The organism is Niallia tiangongensis (assembly GCF_044704065.1).
GTDB lineage: Bacteria > Bacillota > Bacilli > Bacillales > Cytobacillaceae > Niallia > Niallia tiangongensis.
In genome coordinates, this window is the sequence record NZ_CP162613.1 from 1,940,676 (window position 1) to 1,960,114 (window position 19,439).

Genomic DNA, 19,439 nt, shown 5'->3' on the forward strand with positions numbered 1-19,439 from the left:
TTCCACGCTTTTGTTATAGAAGTAAAGGACAAGGAATGCAATATTGAATGGATCCGCTAGAAAATGGAAGGAAGAGTAGGGATTTATATGGGGAGTACGATTGATTTAATCAAAATTCGCAGAGATTTGCATAAAATTCCAGAGCTTGGATTTAAAGAATTTAAAACACAGCAATATTTACTCGGAAAAATACAAAGCTTTTCAAATGAACGAGTAGAAATAAAAACATGGAAAACAGGGATTATTGTTAAGATTCATGGACTTAATCCAACGAAAACGATTGGCTACCGAGCAGATATCGATGGATTGCCAATTGTTGAAGAAACAGAATTACCATTTTTATCAGAGCACCCTACAGAAATGCATGCTTGTGGACATGATTTTCACATGACAATTGCTTTAGGTGTACTTGCTAATATAATGGAAGCCCCTCTTAAAGATGATGTAGTGTTTATATTTCAGCCTGCTGAGGAGGGCCCAGGCGGAGCAGAACCTATGCTGCAAAGTAAAGAGCTTAAAGAATGGATGCCTGATGTTATCTTGGCTCTTCACGTTGCTCCTGAATATCCAGTAGGCACCATTGCCGTAAAGCCAGGGTTGCTATTTGCGAATACTTCTGAGCTTTTTATTGATTTAAAAGGGAAAGGCGGGCATGCAGCATACCCACATCTCACAAATGATATGGTGGTTGCAGCATGTAGTCTTGTGTCACAGCTACAGTCTGTTGTATCTAGAAATATTGATCCCCTTGATAGTGCAGTTGTGACAATCGGAAAAATCACAGGAGGAACTGTGCAAAATGTCATTGCTGAAAACGCGAGACTAGAAGGGACAATGCGGACTCTTTCAAGTGATGCAATGGAAAAAGTAAAAAAACGAGTCCAAGCCTTAGTGAAAGGTATCGAAATAGGCTATGACTGTGAGTGTGCGATTGATTTCGGTAGTGGTTATTACCAAGTGTATAATAACGAGCCATTAACAAGAGAGTTTATGGATTTTATCGAGCACGAAACAGAAGCAAATGTGTTTGAATGCAAAGAAGCAATGACAGGCGAGGATTTTGGCTATATGCTAAAGGATATTCCAGGGTTTATGTTTTGGCTAGGTGTTGATTCTCCATTTGGTTTACATCATAGCAAGCTTAATCCGAAAGAAGATGCATTACAAGTAGCTGTTAATGTTTTAACTGCTTATTTAACGAAAAAAGGGAATTAATTGTTCGCTTTCATAAATGTTGTAGTTATCAGTATGTTGCTTATTTGAAAACAGAAAGCTTACTGCTTTATATTGGAATGAAAGCAGTAAGCTTTTTTTGGAAGCCTTAACTTTCTTTTTCAATCATAAGGGGTGCTTGAGGGAATGGAATCCCATTTTCATCAAGCGTTACTTTCGCTTCTTGTCTGATCAAGCGTTCCATTCCCCATTGCTCCATATTTTTTGTTTTTGCAATTATTCTTATTGTAATCGTATTTAGCCCATCTGTTATACTTTCGTTTTTGCTGGCAATGCGTTCACATACTTGCTGTAGTATTTCTAGTGTTCTCGGCAAATCATTATTCACTGAAATATCTATATCCACTAGAGCTTGCATTTCTCCACGGGAATGATTACTAAGCTGCGTTATTTCTCGATTCAGGATAAAGTGTAAAGTACCATCTGCGGCTCGAATTTGTGTTGTTCTAAGCCCCGCTTTTTCCACAGTACCTGGAAATTCTCCAACTGTAACAAGTTCCCCAACATCTAATTGTTTTTCTAATAGGATAAAAAATCCAGAAACAAGAACACTTACTAGTCCTTGAGCTCCAAAACCGACTGCTAATCCAATTATCCCTATTGCTGTAGCATCGATTCCTAGCAATTGGAGAATGGTAATAATGAGAATGAAAAATAGTATATAGGTAATTAGGTTATTTATTAAACTCTCAGGGGTAAAAGCTCTTCCTTGAGAGATGGAGTTTTTTTGAATATAGGTTTCAAATAATTTATTTAATAGCTGCTATGCCTTTTTTTTAATTAGAAGATAACTCAGAAGGATAAGCAGTATTTTTAATGCTAGAAGGGCAGTATTTAAGAAAAATTCTCCCAGTGGATGGTTTGTATATAGGTTCTGAATTCGTTTAAATAGATCATTTAATGTTGTACTCCTTTTAAAAAATTAACTAGTCAAGCTTTACCTTTTTATTACCTTATATGTTTTTGATAAACTAGGGGGGATATTATATTTTCAAGAGAGAAAAGGAAAGAGGGTAAATGCACTATGAAAATAGGTGATCCACTCCCGAAATGGAGCGCTCCGATATTATGGATTAATGGAGAAGCAAGGGGAAGAGAAGAATGGGGGAATAAAGCAACTTTAATTCATTTTTGGTCCGTAAGCTGTTATTTTTGTAAAAGGGCTATGTCAGAATTAAATCAATACAGAGATTTTTATCAAGAAAATCTGACTGTTATCTCTGTGCATTTTCCTCGTTCGGAACATGATTTAGATATAGAACTAGTGAAAAAAACTGTGGCGGAATATAAGATGACGCAATCCATTTATGTTGACCATGAATTTCAGTTAGCTAAAGCATTTTCAAATGAATATGTGCCATCCTATTATTTATTTGATCAAAATGGAAAATTACGATACTATCAGGCTGGCGGGACTAATTTGAAAATGTTAGATACTAGAATAAGTCGGGTATTAAATAGCCCTGTAGACCTAACTTAGTGAATATAGGTAGGAACCTTTTAACATAGAAAGGAAAGTATATCAATACAGCTTCATTTAATGTTATAATTATGGCGTTTAATTAGTTAAAGTGAAACTTCATTATTTAGGAGTTTTATACCTGCACTGATAAGATAGTTATGTCAATAGGTGTTGACTTCTCGCTTAAAATTAATGTTTATTATGGGAGATAATACTGCCCGTGATGCGAGATGAAATTTTTACGATAGTTGGAGGATTTAATAGTGAAAAGAGCATTTGCGGTAATTGGCCTAGGAAGATTTGGAGGCAGTATTTGTCGGGAATTAACGGAACTAGGTATGGATGTTATGGTAATTGATAAAAGTGAAGAAAAAGTAAATGAATACGCAAATCTAGTTTCACATGCAGTGGTCGGTAATGCAGTAGATGAAACAGTATTAAAGAGTCTTGGAATCCGTAATTTTGATCACGTTATTGTTGCGATTGGGGAGGATATACAAGCGAGTATTTTAACGACGTTAATGTTAAAGGAATTGGGTGTTAAAAATATAACTGTAAAAGCCCAAAATGATTATCATGAGAAGGTACTAAGTAAAATAGGGGCAGATGCAGTTGTTCATCCAGAAAGAGATATGGGGAAGAGGATTGCCCATAATATTGTTTCTAATAATGTTCTTGATTATTTAGAGCTCTCTGATGAACATAGTATTGTGGAAATAAAAGCTAGCCACAAATTAGATGGTCGTTCTATTATTGACTTAGATATTCGTGCGAGATATGGAATCACTATTGTTGCTATAAAAAGAGACAAGGAGATTATTGTTTCTCCTCAGGCATCGGAACCAATAAGAGAAAATGATATTTTGATTGTTATTGGTGCGGATTCTGATATTAATCGTTTTGAAAAAAAGGTAATGTCTTAATAATTAATAAGAAAAGCGGTGGGAGCGCTCGCCAAATGGCAGTACAATTAATCGCTGTGACAGAGGGAAAGTCAACACGAAGAGCGAAAGCTTTTTCGCGTTGACTTATCGTAAGAAATGGTCGTAAAAGCAAATCAGTCCTTGGGTTCCAGGTGCTAGACACTAATTTAGCATCGGGCATCTTGTAAAATATACTTTCATAACTGTTAAAAAAGGAGCTATTTGTTCAATTGCTGAACAAATAGCTCCTTTTTATTATACCGTTACACTTCCATAATAATAGGAAGAATCATTGGTCTACGTTTTGTTTTTTCGTAAAGGAATGGAGAAATCGTATCAATAATTTCATTCTTGATTTCAGACCATTGCGTTGTTTTGCGTTCCATTACTTTATTTAGATGCTTGCTTATTAAGGTTTGCGCATCATTTATTAAATCGCCAGACTCGCGCATATATACAAAACCTCTTGAAATAAGATCTGGTCCAGCTGAGATTTTAAAGTCTGTCATGTTAATACTTACCACGACAACCACTAAGCCTTCTTCTGAAAGAATTCGACGGTCGCGTAATACGATATTGCCTATATCTCCAATTCCGCTTCCATCAATATAAACGTTACCGGACGGGATTTTACCAGCAACCTGCGCTGTATCGCTTGAAAGGGCCAATACTTCACCGTTATCCATGATAAAGCAGTTCTCTTCTTTGACACCACAGTCAACAGCTGTTTGTGCATGTGTCTTTTGCATTCTGAACTCTCCGTGAATTGGCATAAAGAATTTAGGCTTGATTAGTCGTAGCATTAGCATTTGCTCTTGCTGCCCACCATGACCGGAAGTATGAATATTGCTAAGTGGTCCAGAAATAACTTCGGCACCAGCTCTATAAAGCATGTTTATTGTTTTATTAACACTTAGTGTATTACCTGGTACAGGATTAGAAGAGAATACTACTGTGTCACCAGGGATAATTTGGATTTGTCTATGTGTTCCATTGGCAATTCTTGATAGAGCAGCCATAGGTTCCCCTTGGCTTCCTGTACATAAAATCACAACTTGATTAGCAGGCAATCGATTAATTTGTTGAGGATCCACAAATGTTTCTTTTGGTGCTTTTATAAATCCAAGCTCCAAACCAATATTGATGGCAGCCTCCATACTTCGTCCGAATACAGCTATTTTACGACCAAATTCTACCGCAGCATCTGTTACTTGCTGTAAACGATAAATATTGGAAGCGAAAGTAGCGAAAATCAATCTACCATCTGCTTTAATAAAAATGTCATGAATGCTTTTGCCAACCTTTTTTTCAGACATAGTGAAATTAGGTACTTCACTATTTGTACTATCAGATAATAAACATAAAACGCCTTCTTTACCGATTTCAGCCATTTTGGTTAAATTGGCAGGTTCTCCAACCGGTGTAAAATCAAATTTGAAATCTCCAGTGTGTACGATGTTTCCTGGCGGTGTTTTAACAACAATACCATAGGAATCTGGAATACTATGAGTGGTTCTAAAGAAAGAGACCGATGTTTTTCTAAATTTAATCACATCATCTTCTTGAATTTCATGCATCGTAGTTTGACGCAATAATCCATGCTCTTCTAGCTTATTACGAACAAGTGCTAACGCTAATTTCCCACCATAAAGAGGAATATTAACTTGTCTTAAAAGGTAAGGAATACCACCAATATGATCTTCGTGACCATGCGTGATAAATAAGCCTTTAATTTTGTCTACATTCTTCTCTAAAAAAGTATAATCGGGAATAACATAGTCAATTCCTAAAAGCTCGTCCTCCGGAAATTTAATACCAGCATCAATTAAAATGATTTCGTCTTGAAACTGGACTGCATAGGTATTTTTGCCGATTTCCCCTAGTCCACCCAGGGCAAATACAGCAGTTTGATCATTTTTTACAAATTTCATTATTCAATCTCCAATACTGTATAGTCTTCGTTTTGTTGTTCATACTCTAAGAATGCACCTTCTACACGAGTTATAAACTCGATGTTATATGGTTTTTCTGCCAATTTTGTTCTAACATCTCTTTCAGATACACCTTTAACATAAATTGTTCTTGTGTTTTCTCTTACTGGTACCTCTGTTTTTAAATCTTGAAAATATACTTTAAATATCATTTTAATTCGCTCCTTAATCATTTGTATCTAAAATTTATTATATAAAAAAATAACATGTTTTTCATGTTTTTTCTTTTAATAGCAATTGTTATCGATCATTGTTTCGAAAGATAAACAACTTTATTATGTAAAATATAATTAAATCTTTATAAAATAAAAGGCCAGACTCATTACCACTAAGCTTGGTTTATATAGTGGTATAATAACCACTATATTTAACAAAGCGTGGCATAGGTCGGACCGTAAGAATACCCTTCAATTTTTTAAGCTATTGTTTTTTTGCGCAGTAAATCTTTCCACTGTTTTAAAAGCTTTTTTCTTAGCTTCTTTAACATAGTGGATCATCTCCTTAATTCTATTTTAAACCATTCTTGTACAAAGTAAAGTCATCTTCACATTTTATATTTTCTTTTTGTGAAAAAATAGTTTTTTTGAGATGTTGTTTTTACTGATTCTTTCTTTTTTAAAATTGAAGGTGATTTTACATGTGCTCTTTAACATCGAATGGTTCGTTCATTTAATAGGGCTCTTTTCATTTGTTATATGTGATAATAACAACAATCTTTTTGAAAATAGCCTTTTATAGTAATAGTATATGAATTTTATTGTAGGATTCTCATGGATAATGTTGGTAATTGTAAAATAGGCTTTTATTTAGTAATAATTCTCTATTTAAGAAAGCGAATTTGGGGTTCCCCTCCAATTCAAGAGGGGAAGCAAGAAGATTGATTACATCTATTGTAATTGTTTTTGAGAGAAGAGGGTGGGAGAAGAAGGCTCAAAGATCTAGTTTATTAAATGATCGAACCAGCATGAAAGAAGGAATGTCCTTCATTCTATCTTTCCACAGGAATTGCATTATCAATAGGAAGAAAAGGATCATTTTCATTAATATAATCATAAAACATGACACCATTTAAATGATCAATTTCGTGTTGGAACACAATAGCGGGTAAGCCCTTTAGTCGCAGCTTTACTTCTTTGCCATCCAAATCGATTGCTTTTAATGTGATTCTTGCGTATCTTGGCACAAATCCTGGAATGGCTTCGTCTACAGATAGGCAACCTTCCCCTGTAGTTAAATATGCTTTTTCAACCGAATGGCTAATGATTTTAGGATTGAAAAGGGCATAGCTATATTGCTTGTCATTTTCATCTTTAACATGAACAGCAATCATTCGTTTGGAAATATTTATTTGTGGAGCAGCTAATCCTACACCACCTCTTAAACCATACTTTTCCGCCAATTCAGGGTCTTGACTATTTATTACATATTCAAGCATGCTTTTTAAAATATCTTTTTCTTCTTGACTTGGTGGCATTGTAACCTCCGCTGCCACTTTCCTTAATGTCGGATGACCATCGCGAATAATATCTGCCATTGTTATCAACATAATCACTTCCTTGTATCTATCTATAAAGTAGTCTAACAGAGAAAGAATAAAAAGTTAATACAAGAGAATAGTACTTTATGCAATAAGATAATTATATATACCCATAATATATTATAGGACAGGCTAATATGTTTATTATATAAACCTGTTTCATTTTACTTAAATGAAAAACCACTTTATTATGGTGTTTTTATCAGGAAAAGTAAAAAGGAAAGGGAGCATGAATCAGCCAACCGTTATTGTAAAAATACAGAAGAATCGATATAGTTATAAGAAAGTGAGGAGGAAACAGATGAAACGAAGAATGCTAATAATCGGTACAATCATGCTATTTGCAATGATTGCTGCTGGATGTAATTTTCAGTCTCCAAGTGAGAAAATGTATGAAAAACTAGAAGAAGTGGTTGAAATTGAAATTGGCTTTGAAGAGCAACAAGAGCCTCTTGTGACTTTAGAAAAGAAAGAACAGGACATCTATTCAAAAATAATTAGTCTTGGCTTAGAAGATATGGATGAAATCACAAAATTATCAGATGAGGCTATAGAATCTATTGCGAAGAGAAAAGAATATATGGATAAAGAAGCAGAAAGTATAAAGCAGTCGCAAGTAAAGTTTGAGACGATTACGACTGATATAGAAGATCTTGATGAAAAAGAAGATAAACAGCTAAAAGAAAAAGCAGACGAGCTTTATAAAACAATGATGGCCCGTTATGAAGAACATGATAAATTATACGCTAATTACATAGAAGGGCTTAATAGTGATAAAAAACTATATGAAATGTTTAAAGATGAAAATGTGAATATGGATGATTTAGAAAAGCAAGTAAAGAAAATAAATGAAACGTATGAAATGGTCTATGAAAATAACCAAACCTTTAATGAATTAACGAAAAAATATAATGAGCTAAAGGTAGACTTCTATAAGGAAGCTGGAATAAAAATTAAAATGAGTGAAGAGAAGTAAGTAGCCTTTTCATTTTTTAATGTCTGACTTCTAAATTCATATCATTTAATATGCTACAGAACAGAATCTGTCAGGGAGCAAGAACTTTGCTCGATTGGACAAACTGTTTCTGTGGCTTTTTTTATAGGGGAAATTAATTATTTAGAAATATAGAGTAGACTAAATTTAGAGTGACTGGTGAGACTCCGCAACAGATGGAGATTACTGAAATAGTTATTCGAGTTAAATGAGGAGTTAGTTGAAAGCGAACTAATAAACTTCAATTAATGACAGAAACTACTTATGTTTTCATTTAAAAACAATAATGTGTTTATTCGACAAGGAGGAAAATTATTATAAAACAGTTGTAAATAGTGTTATCTGTATGATACAGATGTAGTTTTATAAATAATACAGTTATATTAATTTTATGTAAAAAAATAAAAAAAACTTAGAGCTTAAAGATTGACGGATAATATTTAAGTATATTAAACTTATACATGTATTGAACAGTTGTATTAATATTTACATATAAATAATTGATACAGTCTATACGGGAACCGAATTAATTTATAAGACGTTTTTTCTTGCGTATTTTGTGGAAAACTGTTTAAGTATGGTTTTTTTTGTTGCTTAAAGTGATATGCTGTAAGTAATAGAAAGCGTTACCCAACTGAATGTTTACCACATTCAAACACATTGTAAACATCTAATGTTTTTACAGAAAAAAGTCTTTTAATATGAAAGGAAAGGGTGGCTTTAATGGCTTCTAAAACAAAGAAGGCACAATTTGATGTGCAAGCACAGCTTGAACAAGTGGCAAACCAATTTCAAACACTTCAGATTCTAAATGAAGAGGGCGAAGTTGTAAACGAATCTGCAATGCCTGATTTAAGTGATGAGCAATTACAAGAATTAATGACTCGTATGGTATATACTCGTATTCTTGATCAACGCTCTATTTCATTAAACAGACAAGGTCGCCTAGGTTTCTACGCACCTACTGCAGGACAAGAGGCTTCTCAATTAGCTTCTCAATTTGCATTAGAAAAAGAAGATTTCATTCTTCCAGGATATCGTGATGTTCCACAAATTATTTGGCACGGACTTCCTTTATCTCAAGCATTCTTATTTTCACGTGGTCACTTCCAAGGAAACCAAATTCCTGAAGGTGTAAACGTAATTTCTCCACAAATCATTATCGGTGCACAATACATCCAAACAGCTGGTGTAGCATTAGGAATGAAAAAACGTGGTGCTAAATCTGTTGCAATTACTTATACAGGTGACGGTGGTGCTTCACAAGGTGATTTCTATGAAGGAATTAACTTTGCTGGTGCATTCAAAGCTCCTGCAATTTTCGTTGTTCAAAACAACCGTTTTGCAATTTCTACTCCAGTTGAGAAACAATCTGCTGCGAAAACAATTGCTCAAAAAGCAGTTGCTGCAGGTATCCCTGGAATTCAAGTAGATGGTATGGATGCTTTAGCGGTTTATGCTGCTGTTCGTGAAGCTCGTGAAAGAGCAATCAATGGCGAAGGTCCAACATTAATCGAAACTTTAACTTACCGTTATGGTCCACATACAATGGCTGGGGATGACCCAACTCGTTACCGTACAGCTGACCTTGACAGCGAGTGGGAAAAGAAAGACCCATTAGTACGTTTCCGTAAATTCCTTGAAAATAAAGGAATTTGGAATGAAGAAAAAGAAAACGCAGTAATCGAGCGTGCTAAAGAAGAAATTAAAGAAGCAATCAAAATTGCTGACGAAGCTCCAAAACAAAAAGTTACTGACTTAATGAACATCATGTATGAAGAGCTACCAGTTAATCTTCAAGAACAATATGAAATTTATGCAGCAAAGGAGTCGAAGTAAGCCATGGCGCAAATGACTATGATTCAAGCAATCACTGATGCGTTACGCACAGAATTACGTAATGATCCAAACGTATTAGTATTTGGAGAAGACGTAGGTGTAAACGGCGGTGTATTCCGTGCGACAGAAGGTCTTCAAAAAGAATTCAGTGAAGATCGTGTATTTGATACTCCATTAGCTGAATCTGGAATTGGTGGTTTAGCAATCGGTTTAGGACTTCAAGGTTACCGTCCAGTACCTGAAATTCAATTCTTTGGTTTCGTTTATGAAGTAATGGATAGTATTTCTGGACAAATGGCTCGTATGCGCTATCGTTCAGGTGGCCGCTACAATTCACCAGTAACAATTCGTTCACCATTTGGTGGTGGGGTTCATACTCCAGAACTTCATGCGGACAGCTTAGAAGGATTAATGGCACAACAACCTGGTCTTAAAGTTGTTATTCCGTCAACTCCTTACGATGCTAAAGGTTTGTTAATTTCTGCTATTCGTGATAACGATCCTGTTATCTTCTTAGAGCATATGAAATTATACCGTTCTTTCCGTCAAGAAGTTCCAGAAGAAGAGTACACTATTCCTCTTGGAAAAGCGGATGTTAAGCGTGAAGGTAAAGACCTATCTATCATTACTTATGGAGCAATGGTTCAAGAGTCTATTAAAGCAGCAGAAGAATTAGAAAAAGAAGGATATTCAGTGGAAGTAGTTGACTTACGTACAGTTAGCCCACTAGATATCGAAACAATCATTGGTTCTGTTGAAAAAACAGGAAGAGCTGTTGTGGTTCAAGAAGCACAAAAGCAAGCTGGTATTGCAGCTAATGTTGTTGCTGAAATCAATGATCGTGCAATTCTAAGCTTAGAAGCTCCAGTTTTACGTGTAACAGCACCTGATACTGTATTTGCATTTACACAAGCTGAAACTGTATGGCTTCCAAACTTTAAAGATATTATTGAAACAGCTAAAAAAGTTCTAACTTTCTAATTAATGCCGAATAATATTCGCATAAGAATTAGAAGATAAGTTAGTTAAAAGAAGAAAATTTTTTCATAAGATTATTAGGAGGTTGTCACATTGGCTTTTCAATTTAGATTGCCTGACATTGGTGAAGGTATTCACGAAGGCGAAATCGTAAAATGGTTTGTTAAACCAGGCGATAAAGTACAAGAAGATGATGTATTATGTGAAGTGCAAAATGATAAAGCAGTAGTTGAAATTCCTTCTCCAGTTGAAGGTACTGTAGAAGAAGTTTTAGTTGAAGAAGGAACAGTTGCAATCGTTGGTGATGTATTAATTACATTCGATGCTCCTGGATACGAAAATCTTCAATTCAAAGGCGATCATGCTGATGAAGCTCCTGCTGCTGAAGAAGCAAAACCTGAAGCTGCTGAAGAAAGCAAAGCACAAGAAGCGGATGTTGATCCAAGCAGACGCATTATTGCAATGCCTTCTGTACGTAAATATGCTCGTGATAAAGGAGTAGAAATTCAACTTGTTTCTGGTTCTGGTAAAAACGGACGTATTTCAAAAGATGACATTGATGCTCACTTAAATGGTGGTGCAACAGCTAGCCAACCAGCTGCAGAAGCTACTCCTGCTGAAACTGCAACTGAGGCACCTAAGCCACTTGCTATTCCAGAAGGTGACTTCCCAGAAACTCGTGAGAAAATGAGCGGAATCAGAAAAGCTATTGCTAAAGCAATGGTTAACTCTAAGCACACTGCTCCTCACGTAACATTAATGGATGAAATTGAAGTATCTAAATTAGTTGCACACCGTAAGAAATATAAAGAAGTTGCTGCAGCAAAAGGTATTAAATTAACATTCTTACCTTATGTAGTAAAAGCTTTAACAAGTGCATTAAAAGAATTCCCTGCTTTAAACACATCTTTAGATGATGCTACAAGCGAAATCGTTCATAAGCATTACTATAATATCGGAATTGCAGCTGATACAGAAAAAGGTTTATTAGTTCCTGTTGTTAAAAATGCAGATCGCAAAGGTATCTTTAACATCTCTAACGAAATTAATGAACTTGCTGTTAAAGCAAGAGACGGTAAATTAGCTCCAGCTGAAATGAAAGGTGCTTCTTGCACAATTTCTAACATTGGATCTGCTGGTGGACAATGGTTTACTCCAGTAATCAACCATCCTGAAGTTGCTATTTTAGGTATTGGTCGTATTGCTGAAAAAGCTATCGTTAAAGATGGAGAAATTGTTGCTGCTCCTGTATTAGCACTTTCTTTAAGCTTTGACCACAGAATGATCGACGGAGCTACTGCTCAAAATGCAATGAATCATATTAAGCGTTTATTGAACGATCCAGAACTATTGTTAATGGAGGCGTAAAAACATGGTAGTTGGAGATTTTCCTATTGAAACAGATACTATAGTCATTGGTGCAGGTCCTGGTGGATATGTTGCAGCAATTCGTGCAGCACAATTAGGACAAAAAGTTACAATCGTTGAAAAAAACGTATTAGGTGGAGTTTGCTTAAACGTTGGATGTATTCCTTCTAAAGCTTTAATCTCTGCTGGACACCGTTATGAGCATGCTGCACATTCTGCAGACATGGGTATTACAACTGAAAATGTAAAAGTTGATTTCTCAAAAGTTCAAGCTTGGAAAGACAGTGTTGTTAAAAAGCTTACTGGTGGAGTAGAAGGACTTTTAAAAGGAAACAAAATTGATATTGCATATGGTGAAGCATATTTCGTAGATGCTAACACATTAAAAGTAATGGATGAAAAATCATCTCAAACTTATACTTTTAAAAACGCAATTATCGCAACAGGATCTCGTCCAATCGAAATCCCTACTTTCAAATTCTCTAAACGAGTTCTTGATTCAACTGGTGCTCTTGCACTTCAAGAAATTCCAGAGAAAATCGTTGTAATCGGTGGAGGATATGTTGGTACTGAATTAGGTGGAGCTTATGCTAACTTTGGTACTCAAGTAACAATCCTTGAAGGTGCTGACGAAATTCTTGGTGGTTTCGAAAAACAAATGTCTTCTTTAGTTACTCGTAACTTAAAGAAAAAAGGCGCTGAAATCATTACTAAAGCAATGGCTAAAGGTGTAGAAGAAACGGACACTGGCGTTGTTGTTAAATATGAAGTTAAAGGCGAAGAAAAATCAGTTGAAGCTGATTATGTATTCGTTATGGTTGGTAGAAAACCTAATACAGACGAACTTGGCTTAGAGCAAGTTGGTATTGAATTAGGCGAACGCGGTATCATTAAAACAGATAAACAATGCCGTACAACTGTAAGCAATATCTTTGCTATCGGTGATGTTGTATCTGGTCCTCCATTAGCTCATAAAGCTTCTTATGAAGGTAAAATTGCAGCTGAGGTTATTGCTGGACATAACTCAGAAATCGACTATTTAGGAATTCCTGCAGTTGTATTCTCTGAGCCAGAATTAGCTACAGTTGGTCACACAGAAGCTTCAGCTAAAGAAGCTGGTATCGAAGTGAAAGCTGCTAAATTCCCATTTGCAGCAAACGGACGTGCGTTAGCACTTAATGATGCTGAAGGTTTTATGAAGCTTGTTACACGTAAAGAAGATGGTCTTGTAATCGGTGCTCAAATCGCTGGTCCAAGCGCATCTGATATGATTGCTGAATTAGGTTTAGCTATCGAAGCTGGAATGACAGCTGAAGATTTAGCTATGACTATCCATGCTCATCCAACTTTAGGTGAGGTAACAATGGAAGCAGCGGAAGTTGCAATTGGTAACCCAATTCATATCTTACGTTAATGACAAAAAGAAGTCCTCGAATGAGGGCTTTTTTTTGTCATTAAAAAGAATGGAATCTCTTAATTTTATACTTTTTTAATATAGTCAGCTATATTTATCCAGCCTTATTACTGTTTTTTTGAAGAAAATAATTATAAAATAAAACAAAAGATTGATACATATACTAGTATTAATCGTTATGTTTGAGGAAGGGTGGTGGTTTTTCTTGAAGATTTATACAGCAATTTTATTTCAACTAATCATTTGGAGTGGCTTTTCGATAATTGAATGGTTATCAAGACATGATTTAATCCTTTATAAAGTGTTTATGTTTGGGGTGTTCTTTTATTTAGCGATTATCATTGGAAATACAATCATAAAGTCAACAAGAAAAACGATGCTAGCCACGATGATCAGTTTAGCTATATACGGCTCCTTCCATTTAATTATGACGATTATTTCTGTAGTCTAAAAGAAACGATATAACATCCTATGATAAAGGCATTGATAAGCTTTTTCTCTGTATAATTTGAACTTACTTTCTTGGGAAAAGAAGAAGAAAGCGAGAGTTCTGTTACTGTTAGGGCTGGAAAAGAAGCGAAAAGGGACTAGAGAAGCGAACTCTGTTACCATAGCCATTTCCTTATAAATAAAACGCAAACACAGCACAAAAAAATGCCCTTGTACAAGCAAAGGCATTTTATTCAAAACCATGCAACTACTTATTGTCTCCGTTTTGATGGTATTTTACCAAAATAGCTTTTAAGAACTGTGAAGATAGATAGTACTAATATGAAAAATACAAGCGAGCTAAAAATAAACGAAACTGGATGAAAAATAGTTTTTGTTTGAATCGGAGACTCGAATAAAACTTCTAATGGATATGCATTCGATGAAGCTGGTAACAGCTTTTGTTGTTCTGCAAATGGGATTGGACCTCCAAAACGGAAGGATTGTTCTAATTGTTCTGGTTTTTGTTCTACGTAATTTTTAAAGATAAACGGGGTTGCAAGACTAATTAGTAAACTTATAATCGTCATAACTATATATTTTTTCAAAAAAGAAAACTCCAATCTTTTCTTACCTACTATAGATATTAATGTTTAGCATTCATTTATATCCAAATAGAAGACAGGAATACCTTCATTTGGCATTCCTGTTAACAAAGCACTATTATCTTATCGCACGATGCTCTTTAATAACGCGAAGCTTTTTGAAATCGTAATCCTCAGGCCCCTGAACAGGCAATCCTGCTTCCATATTTCTTTTTATATAGGCAAGGTTATCTTCTGTAATAATTTCGCCAGGAATGAAAATAGGGATTCCTGGAGGGTATACCATAATAAACTCCGCAATTACTCTTCCAACTGAATCATCAAAATTGATTAATTCTGTCTCTGAATAGAAAGCATCTCTCGGTGTTAGTGCTAATAGAGGGATGTTAGGCAGCATCACTCGTGCCTCCACTTTAGAGGCTTTATCTTTTCGTTCTTCAGCAAGAGCTTTCAAGGCATCAATTAAAATATTTGCCTCTCTTTCTGAATCTCCAGGTGTAATAATACACAGGATATTATACAAATCAGACATTTCCACTTCTATACGATAATTTTTACGAAGCCACTCTTCTGCATCATGGCCTGTTAAGCCAAGATCTTTCACAGAAATAATTAGTTTTGTCGGGTCATAATCAAAAGCAGAGTCTGATTCAAGAATCTCTTCTCCGACACAATATAGGTGTTCAATGTCATTAATTTGTCTTCGAATGTATTGTGCAAGATTAATCGTTTTATCGATCAATTCTTTTCCTTCTGTTGCAAGACGCTTTCTCGCAACATCTAGTGATGCGAGCAACAGATAGGAAGTGCTAGTTGTTGTCAGCATACTTAGAATAGATTGTACACGCTTGTAGCTGATTAGGTCGCCTCTCATATTTAAAATTGAGCTTTGTGTCATAGAACCACCAAGTTTATGTACACTAGTTGCTGCGATATCTGCACCTGCTTGCATCGCAGACATCGGCAGATCCTCGTGAAAATGAATATGGACCCCATGTGCTTCATCCACAAGAACAGGAATATTGTAGGAATGAGCTAAATCCACAATCGTTTTTAAATCAGCTGAAATGCCAAAATAAGTTGGATTAATAACTAGTAGTCCTTTCGCATCTGGATGAAGGTCTAAAGCATGCTGAACAGACTCAATCGTGATTCCGTGAGAAATACCAAGGTTTTTATCTACTTCTGGATGGATAAAAATTGGAATCGCTCCGGCAAATATAATCGCAGACATAACAGATTTATGAACGTTTCTTGGAACAATAATTTTATCTCCTGGGCCACAAACACTCATAATCATTGTCATGATAGCACCACTTGTGCCTTGAACGGAAAAGAAAGTATGATCTGCTCCAAACGCTTCAGCAGCGAGTTGTTGGGCGTGTTTAATCATCCCTTTTGGATAATGAAGATCATCAAGTGGACCAATATTAATGAGGTCTATCGAAAGGGCGTTTTCTCCGATAAAGTTTCTAAATTCTGGATCCATTCCATTCCCTTTTTTATGCCCGGGTATATGAAATTGTATCGGATCCTTTTTAACATGTTCCAATAATCCGTGGTATAACGGTGTTTCGTGTTGTGACAATTTATTACCACACCTCTTTATTAAGTATTTTTATGCAAACATTAGCGAACTTTATTGAAATTTCTTATGTACATGCCAGAAATTTTATTGTACCTATTTGTCGCCATTTTGTCTTAAATTTCGTTACTCTTAACAAGTTTTACCCTAATCTCAAATTATAAAAATCATAAAACAAAAGAATTATAGCATTTTTTATTTTCTTTGCATACAATTAGTTTTTACTATATAGAAAAGAATTAGTTTTTTACATTCGTTTTAAGGCTTATGGAGGGACAAGTTTTACTTTCTTGGCTACTTAAATTACAATAGTTTTTATCTGAAAAAAACTTTAAACAATAGGATGTGGAATAATGGATTATCAATATCCGATCGATATCGATTGGTCAACAGATGAAATTATTACGGTAGTTAAATTTTTTGAATGCATTGAGAAAGCCTATGAAAAAGGAGTAGAGAAGGCGGAATTAATGGAACAATACCGTGCCTTTAAAATAATTGTACCAGGAAAAGCGCAAGAAAAGAAAGTTTGTGATGAATTTGAAGAAGTAAGTGGATATTCTACTTATCGAACAATCAAAAAGGCGAAAGAAGCTGCGGATGGTAGTAGAATAAAGATGGCATAGGAATAAAGGCTGTTTGTAAAAGAAAATTACCATTTAATACAAAAAAACACTCTTGATATGAGTTTAGTGTTATGACGCTAATAGGGTGCAAATTTTTTATCCTTTCAGCAATAATACTCTATCTGATTTGCCTACAACAGATAGAAGGGTTGTTTGCAGTTGATGAAATGGTGAGAGGAATGCAATTAGATTGATTCTATAGTAGACAAAAAAACTTGGGATTCCCAAGTTTTTTTGTACTAGTCTTATACCGTCATTGGGCTGTCAGCTTTTATATTCCATTGATAATTTATAAATTGGAATTAATGTATCATATGTTTGTTCAATTAATGAGAGTAATGCTTCCCCATCTGAAAGGATAGAATCACCGACTGGGATTTGCTGTCCAACTAAAAATTCAGCTTTTTTCACATCACGGAATCTTGTTAAAGCAGCTTTTAAATCGGCGTCTTTTATTTTTAAGGCCTCTTTTTTCATATGATCCATGGAAAGGAAATAATCCTTTGGCAGAGTTGATTGTAATAGCTCGTAATTTGCTAAAAAGCCTTCTGCGATTTCCTTCTTTTTTGGAAGCTCATATATATAAGCTAGCCAAATAAAGACATGGTCATCAAATAAACCAACTTGGAAATGTGGATGTTGTTTATATCCACGCTTATTACTAGCAATGGCAAGCCATGTATCCTTTGGTGGATTAACGGTACGTCTTGCGTGTTTTGCAATATGTAGGAACATTTCCATTCCCAGTTTTCCAGAAAGCTGCTCAGTAAGCTCTGTACCAATTTCGCGGAATTTCGGCTGAATTCTATCTTGGATTGCTTCCATTCGTAAGTCGAGACCTTCAATCGTAAATGTGTCAAAATCATTTTGTGTAAAACCAGTGAACGACATTATTTCTTATCTCCTTTTTAGTTTATCTGCTATGTTTCCGGGTAAATAGTGTATATAAAATCAAGTAAGCTATCTAGTCATTTACTTGCATTTTCATCCTTTAGATAAGCTTTTCGCAAATATTGTAGCATACATAAAAAATATTATGAAGAAATATGGATTGCACTAGGTTATGGCACAAAAAAGGAGCAAGCTAATTGGTTTCCACATAATATATAAGAAATCAACAGAAATGCAAGTCGATGAAAGGGGTGTACTGTCAGTGAAACAATTGATGAATTTAGCGAAGAAAATGGAAGTGGAAAAGGAAAAAAAGGCCGTTCTTCGTCTAGAAATGGATTATGAATTGGCTACCTTATTCGATGCAATCAATGAAAAGGATGAAAAACAAAAAAAATTAAGTAAGCAAAAACTAGAAAGAATTAGGCAGGAACTTCTAAGACTTAAAGCGTTATAATGAATGAATAGGTAGTTAGATAATCATGCAGCTGACTCTATAGGAAGTAATCTTGAATTCCTATAGAGTCAGCTGCATGATTTTTTGTTCAGCATTTTTGGGGGAAGTATTATGAAGGGATCTGTTTAATTGTAACAGGCTTTATTTAAAAATAGCTATTCCATAAGAACTGCAATTCATTGAATTTTCTTATTTTATGATACTATATAGTATAAGGATGGATTTTTTTGAAGTATGTTTAGGGATTATATTAGCTAAAATATAGTAAGCGCTGGAAAAAAAGAATGTAAAGAAGGTTGAGAAGATGACAAATTGGCTTGAAATCGATAAGTATGCAAAAGAATGGATAAAAGAGGCAGGAGATAGAATCATCAAGTCTTTTTCGTCCGAGCTCATTATTCAAACAAAATCTAATAAAAATGATTTAGTCACGCAAATAGACAAGGGGACAGAAGAGTTTTTGATAAATAAAATCAATGAAGTTTTTCCCTTTCATCGAATCTTAGGAGAAGAGGGAGTAAGTGAATCTTTAGAAGATTTAAAAGGAATTGTCTGGATTATTGACCCAATCGATGGAACGATGAATTTTGTTCATATGCAGCGGGATTTTGCGATTTCAATCGGTATTTATGAGGATGGAATTGGGAAAATCGGCTTAATTTATGATGTGGTAGCAGATGAACTATACCATGTTCAAAAGGGGAATGGTGTATTTATGAATGATACAAAGCTATTGCCTTTAAAGGACACTGCTGTTGACGAGGCTATTATTGGATTAAACGCCACATGGGTTACAAAAAATAAACGAATTGATCCGAGCCTATTAGAACCACTTGTAAGAGAATCTAGGGGTACTAGATCTTTTGGATCTGCTTGTTTAGAACTAGCATATATCGCTGCTGGTCGAATGGATGCTTATTTAACATTAAGGTTATCACCATGGGATTATGCAGCAGGGAAGATAATGGTAGAAGAGCTTGGGGGCAAGGTGACAACCTTAAGAAATGAACCTCTCGATTTATTAACACAACAATCCTTTTTTGCTTCTAAGCCTGGATTACACGATGAAATTCTCCAAAAGTATTTAAAGGATGGAAACTGGTAAAA

General features: G+C 35.1%; 19 protein-coding genes. 12 read left to right on the top strand and 7 right to left on the bottom strand.

All coding sequences use genetic code 11. From position 1 onward, the window contains the following. The first annotated feature begins 63 nt into the window (after positions 1-63). On the top strand, positions 64-1,215 hold the full coding sequence (locus AB3U99_RS09055) for an N-acetyldiaminopimelate deacetylase (RefSeq protein ID WP_400246981.1): 1,152 nt from the start codon (positions 64-66) through the stop codon (positions 1,213-1,215). Positions 1,216-1,321: 106 nt separating this feature from the next. On the opposite strand, the gene AB3U99_RS09060 is transcribed toward AB3U99_RS09055, so the two are convergent. After that, positions 1,322-1,858 (bottom strand): mechanosensitive ion channel family protein, encoded by a 537-nt coding sequence (locus AB3U99_RS09060; protein WP_400246982.1) that lies wholly within the window; start codon positions 1,856-1,858, stop codon positions 1,322-1,324. A gap of 399 nt (positions 1,859-2,257) precedes the next feature. Between AB3U99_RS09060 and AB3U99_RS09065 the strand changes: the two genes are divergently transcribed. Together AB3U99_RS09065 and AB3U99_RS09070 are read left to right on the top strand one after the other, a co-directional pair. Then, on the top strand, positions 2,258-2,713 hold the full coding sequence (locus tag AB3U99_RS09065; RefSeq protein ID WP_400246984.1) for a TlpA family protein disulfide reductase: 456 nt from the start codon (positions 2,258-2,260) through the stop codon (positions 2,711-2,713). A 245-nt stretch (positions 2,714-2,958) separates the two neighbouring features. Beyond that, complete coding sequence (locus AB3U99_RS09070) at positions 2,959-3,618, top strand: potassium channel family protein (protein WP_031534199.1); 660 nt, start codon at positions 2,959-2,961, stop codon at positions 3,616-3,618. A gap of 263 nt (positions 3,619-3,881) precedes the next feature. Here AB3U99_RS09070 and rnjA read toward each other — a convergent pair whose 3' ends face one another. The 3 genes from rnjA to def all read right to left on the bottom strand — a co-directional run bounded on the left by rnjA (position 3,882) and on the right by def (position 7,152). Further along, positions 3,882-5,549, bottom strand: a complete 1,668-nt coding sequence (gene rnjA, locus AB3U99_RS09075; RefSeq protein WP_400246986.1) for a ribonuclease J1 — start codon at positions 5,547-5,549, stop codon at positions 3,882-3,884. Continuing rightward, positions 5,549-5,761 carry a DNA-dependent RNA polymerase subunit epsilon gene (locus tag AB3U99_RS09080; protein ID WP_400246988.1) on the bottom strand — a complete coding sequence of 71 codons (213 nt, stop codon included), beginning with the start codon at positions 5,759-5,761 and terminating at the stop codon, positions 5,549-5,551. Before AB3U99_RS09080 ends, rnjA begins: the two co-directional genes overlap by 1 nt. Before the next feature lie 836 nt (positions 5,762-6,597). Then, positions 6,598-7,152 carry a peptide deformylase gene (def, locus tag AB3U99_RS09085; RefSeq protein WP_400248011.1) on the bottom strand — a complete coding sequence of 185 codons (555 nt, stop codon included), beginning with the start codon at positions 7,150-7,152 and terminating at the stop codon, positions 6,598-6,600. Between the two features lie 295 nt (positions 7,153-7,447). Here def and AB3U99_RS09090 point away from each other — a divergent pair, with 295 nt between their 5' ends. The 6 genes from AB3U99_RS09090 (at position 7,448) to AB3U99_RS09115 (ending at position 14,190) form a co-directional block, all read left to right on the top strand. Next, positions 7,448-8,122, top strand: coding sequence for a YkyA family protein (locus AB3U99_RS09090; RefSeq protein WP_400246990.1), 675 nt, complete (start codon positions 7,448-7,450; stop codon positions 8,120-8,122). 741 nt (positions 8,123-8,863) lie between these two features. Next, positions 8,864-9,979, top strand: coding sequence for a pyruvate dehydrogenase (acetyl-transferring) E1 component subunit alpha (gene pdhA, locus AB3U99_RS09095; protein ID WP_400246992.1), 1,116 nt, complete (start codon positions 8,864-8,866; stop codon positions 9,977-9,979). Positions 9,980-9,982: 3 nt separating this feature from the next. Then, positions 9,983-10,960 carry an alpha-ketoacid dehydrogenase subunit beta gene (locus AB3U99_RS09100; RefSeq protein ID WP_312096871.1) on the top strand — a complete coding sequence of 326 codons (978 nt, stop codon included), beginning with the start codon at positions 9,983-9,985 and terminating at the stop codon, positions 10,958-10,960. A 90-nt stretch (positions 10,961-11,050) separates the two neighbouring features. Further along, positions 11,051-12,325 (top strand): dihydrolipoamide acetyltransferase family protein, encoded by a 1,275-nt coding sequence (locus AB3U99_RS09105; RefSeq protein WP_400246994.1) that lies wholly within the window; start codon positions 11,051-11,053, stop codon positions 12,323-12,325. A gap of 4 nt (positions 12,326-12,329) precedes the next feature. Then, positions 12,330-13,739 (top strand): dihydrolipoyl dehydrogenase, encoded by a 1,410-nt coding sequence (lpdA, locus tag AB3U99_RS09110; RefSeq protein ID WP_400246996.1) that lies wholly within the window; start codon positions 12,330-12,332, stop codon positions 13,737-13,739. Positions 13,740-13,944: 205 nt separating this feature from the next. Beyond that, positions 13,945-14,190 (top strand): hypothetical protein, encoded by a 246-nt coding sequence (locus tag AB3U99_RS09115; RefSeq protein ID WP_400246997.1) that lies wholly within the window; start codon positions 13,945-13,947, stop codon positions 14,188-14,190. A gap of 250 nt (positions 14,191-14,440) precedes the next feature. Here AB3U99_RS09115 and AB3U99_RS09120 read toward each other — a convergent pair whose 3' ends face one another. Together AB3U99_RS09120 and AB3U99_RS09125 are read right to left on the bottom strand one after the other, a co-directional pair. Then, a complete protein-coding gene (locus tag AB3U99_RS09120) occupies positions 14,441-14,776 on the bottom strand; it encodes a hypothetical protein (protein ID WP_400246999.1) in 336 nt (111 codons plus the stop codon). 115 nt (positions 14,777-14,891) lie between these two features. Beyond that, positions 14,892-16,361 (bottom strand): aminotransferase class I/II-fold pyridoxal phosphate-dependent enzyme, encoded by a 1,470-nt coding sequence (locus AB3U99_RS09125; RefSeq protein WP_400247000.1) that lies wholly within the window; start codon positions 16,359-16,361, stop codon positions 14,892-14,894. 350 nt (positions 16,362-16,711) lie between these two features. Here AB3U99_RS09125 and AB3U99_RS09130 point away from each other — a divergent pair, with 350 nt between their 5' ends. Next, entirely contained in the window at positions 16,712-16,984 is a 273-nt protein-coding gene (locus AB3U99_RS09130; RefSeq protein WP_400247002.1) for a UPF0223 family protein, read from the top strand. 264 nt (positions 16,985-17,248) lie between these two features. On the opposite strand, the gene AB3U99_RS09135 is transcribed toward AB3U99_RS09130, so the two are convergent. Beyond that, positions 17,249-17,875: a YktB family protein gene (locus tag AB3U99_RS09135; RefSeq protein ID WP_400247003.1), complete on the bottom strand. Its 627-nt coding sequence runs from the start codon at positions 17,873-17,875 to the stop codon at positions 17,249-17,251. 262 nt (positions 17,876-18,137) lie between these two features. Between AB3U99_RS09135 and AB3U99_RS09140 the strand changes: the two genes are divergently transcribed. Together AB3U99_RS09140 and AB3U99_RS09145 are read left to right on the top strand one after the other, a co-directional pair. After that, the gene (locus AB3U99_RS09140; RefSeq protein WP_400247004.1) at positions 18,138-18,332 is read left to right on the top strand and encodes a hypothetical protein; all 195 of its coding nucleotides are present in this window, start codon (positions 18,138-18,140) and stop codon (positions 18,330-18,332) included. A 304-nt stretch (positions 18,333-18,636) separates the two neighbouring features. After that, entirely contained in the window at positions 18,637-19,437 is an 801-nt protein-coding gene (locus tag AB3U99_RS09145; protein ID WP_400247006.1) for an inositol monophosphatase family protein, read from the top strand. Positions 19,438-19,439 lie beyond the last annotated feature (2 nt).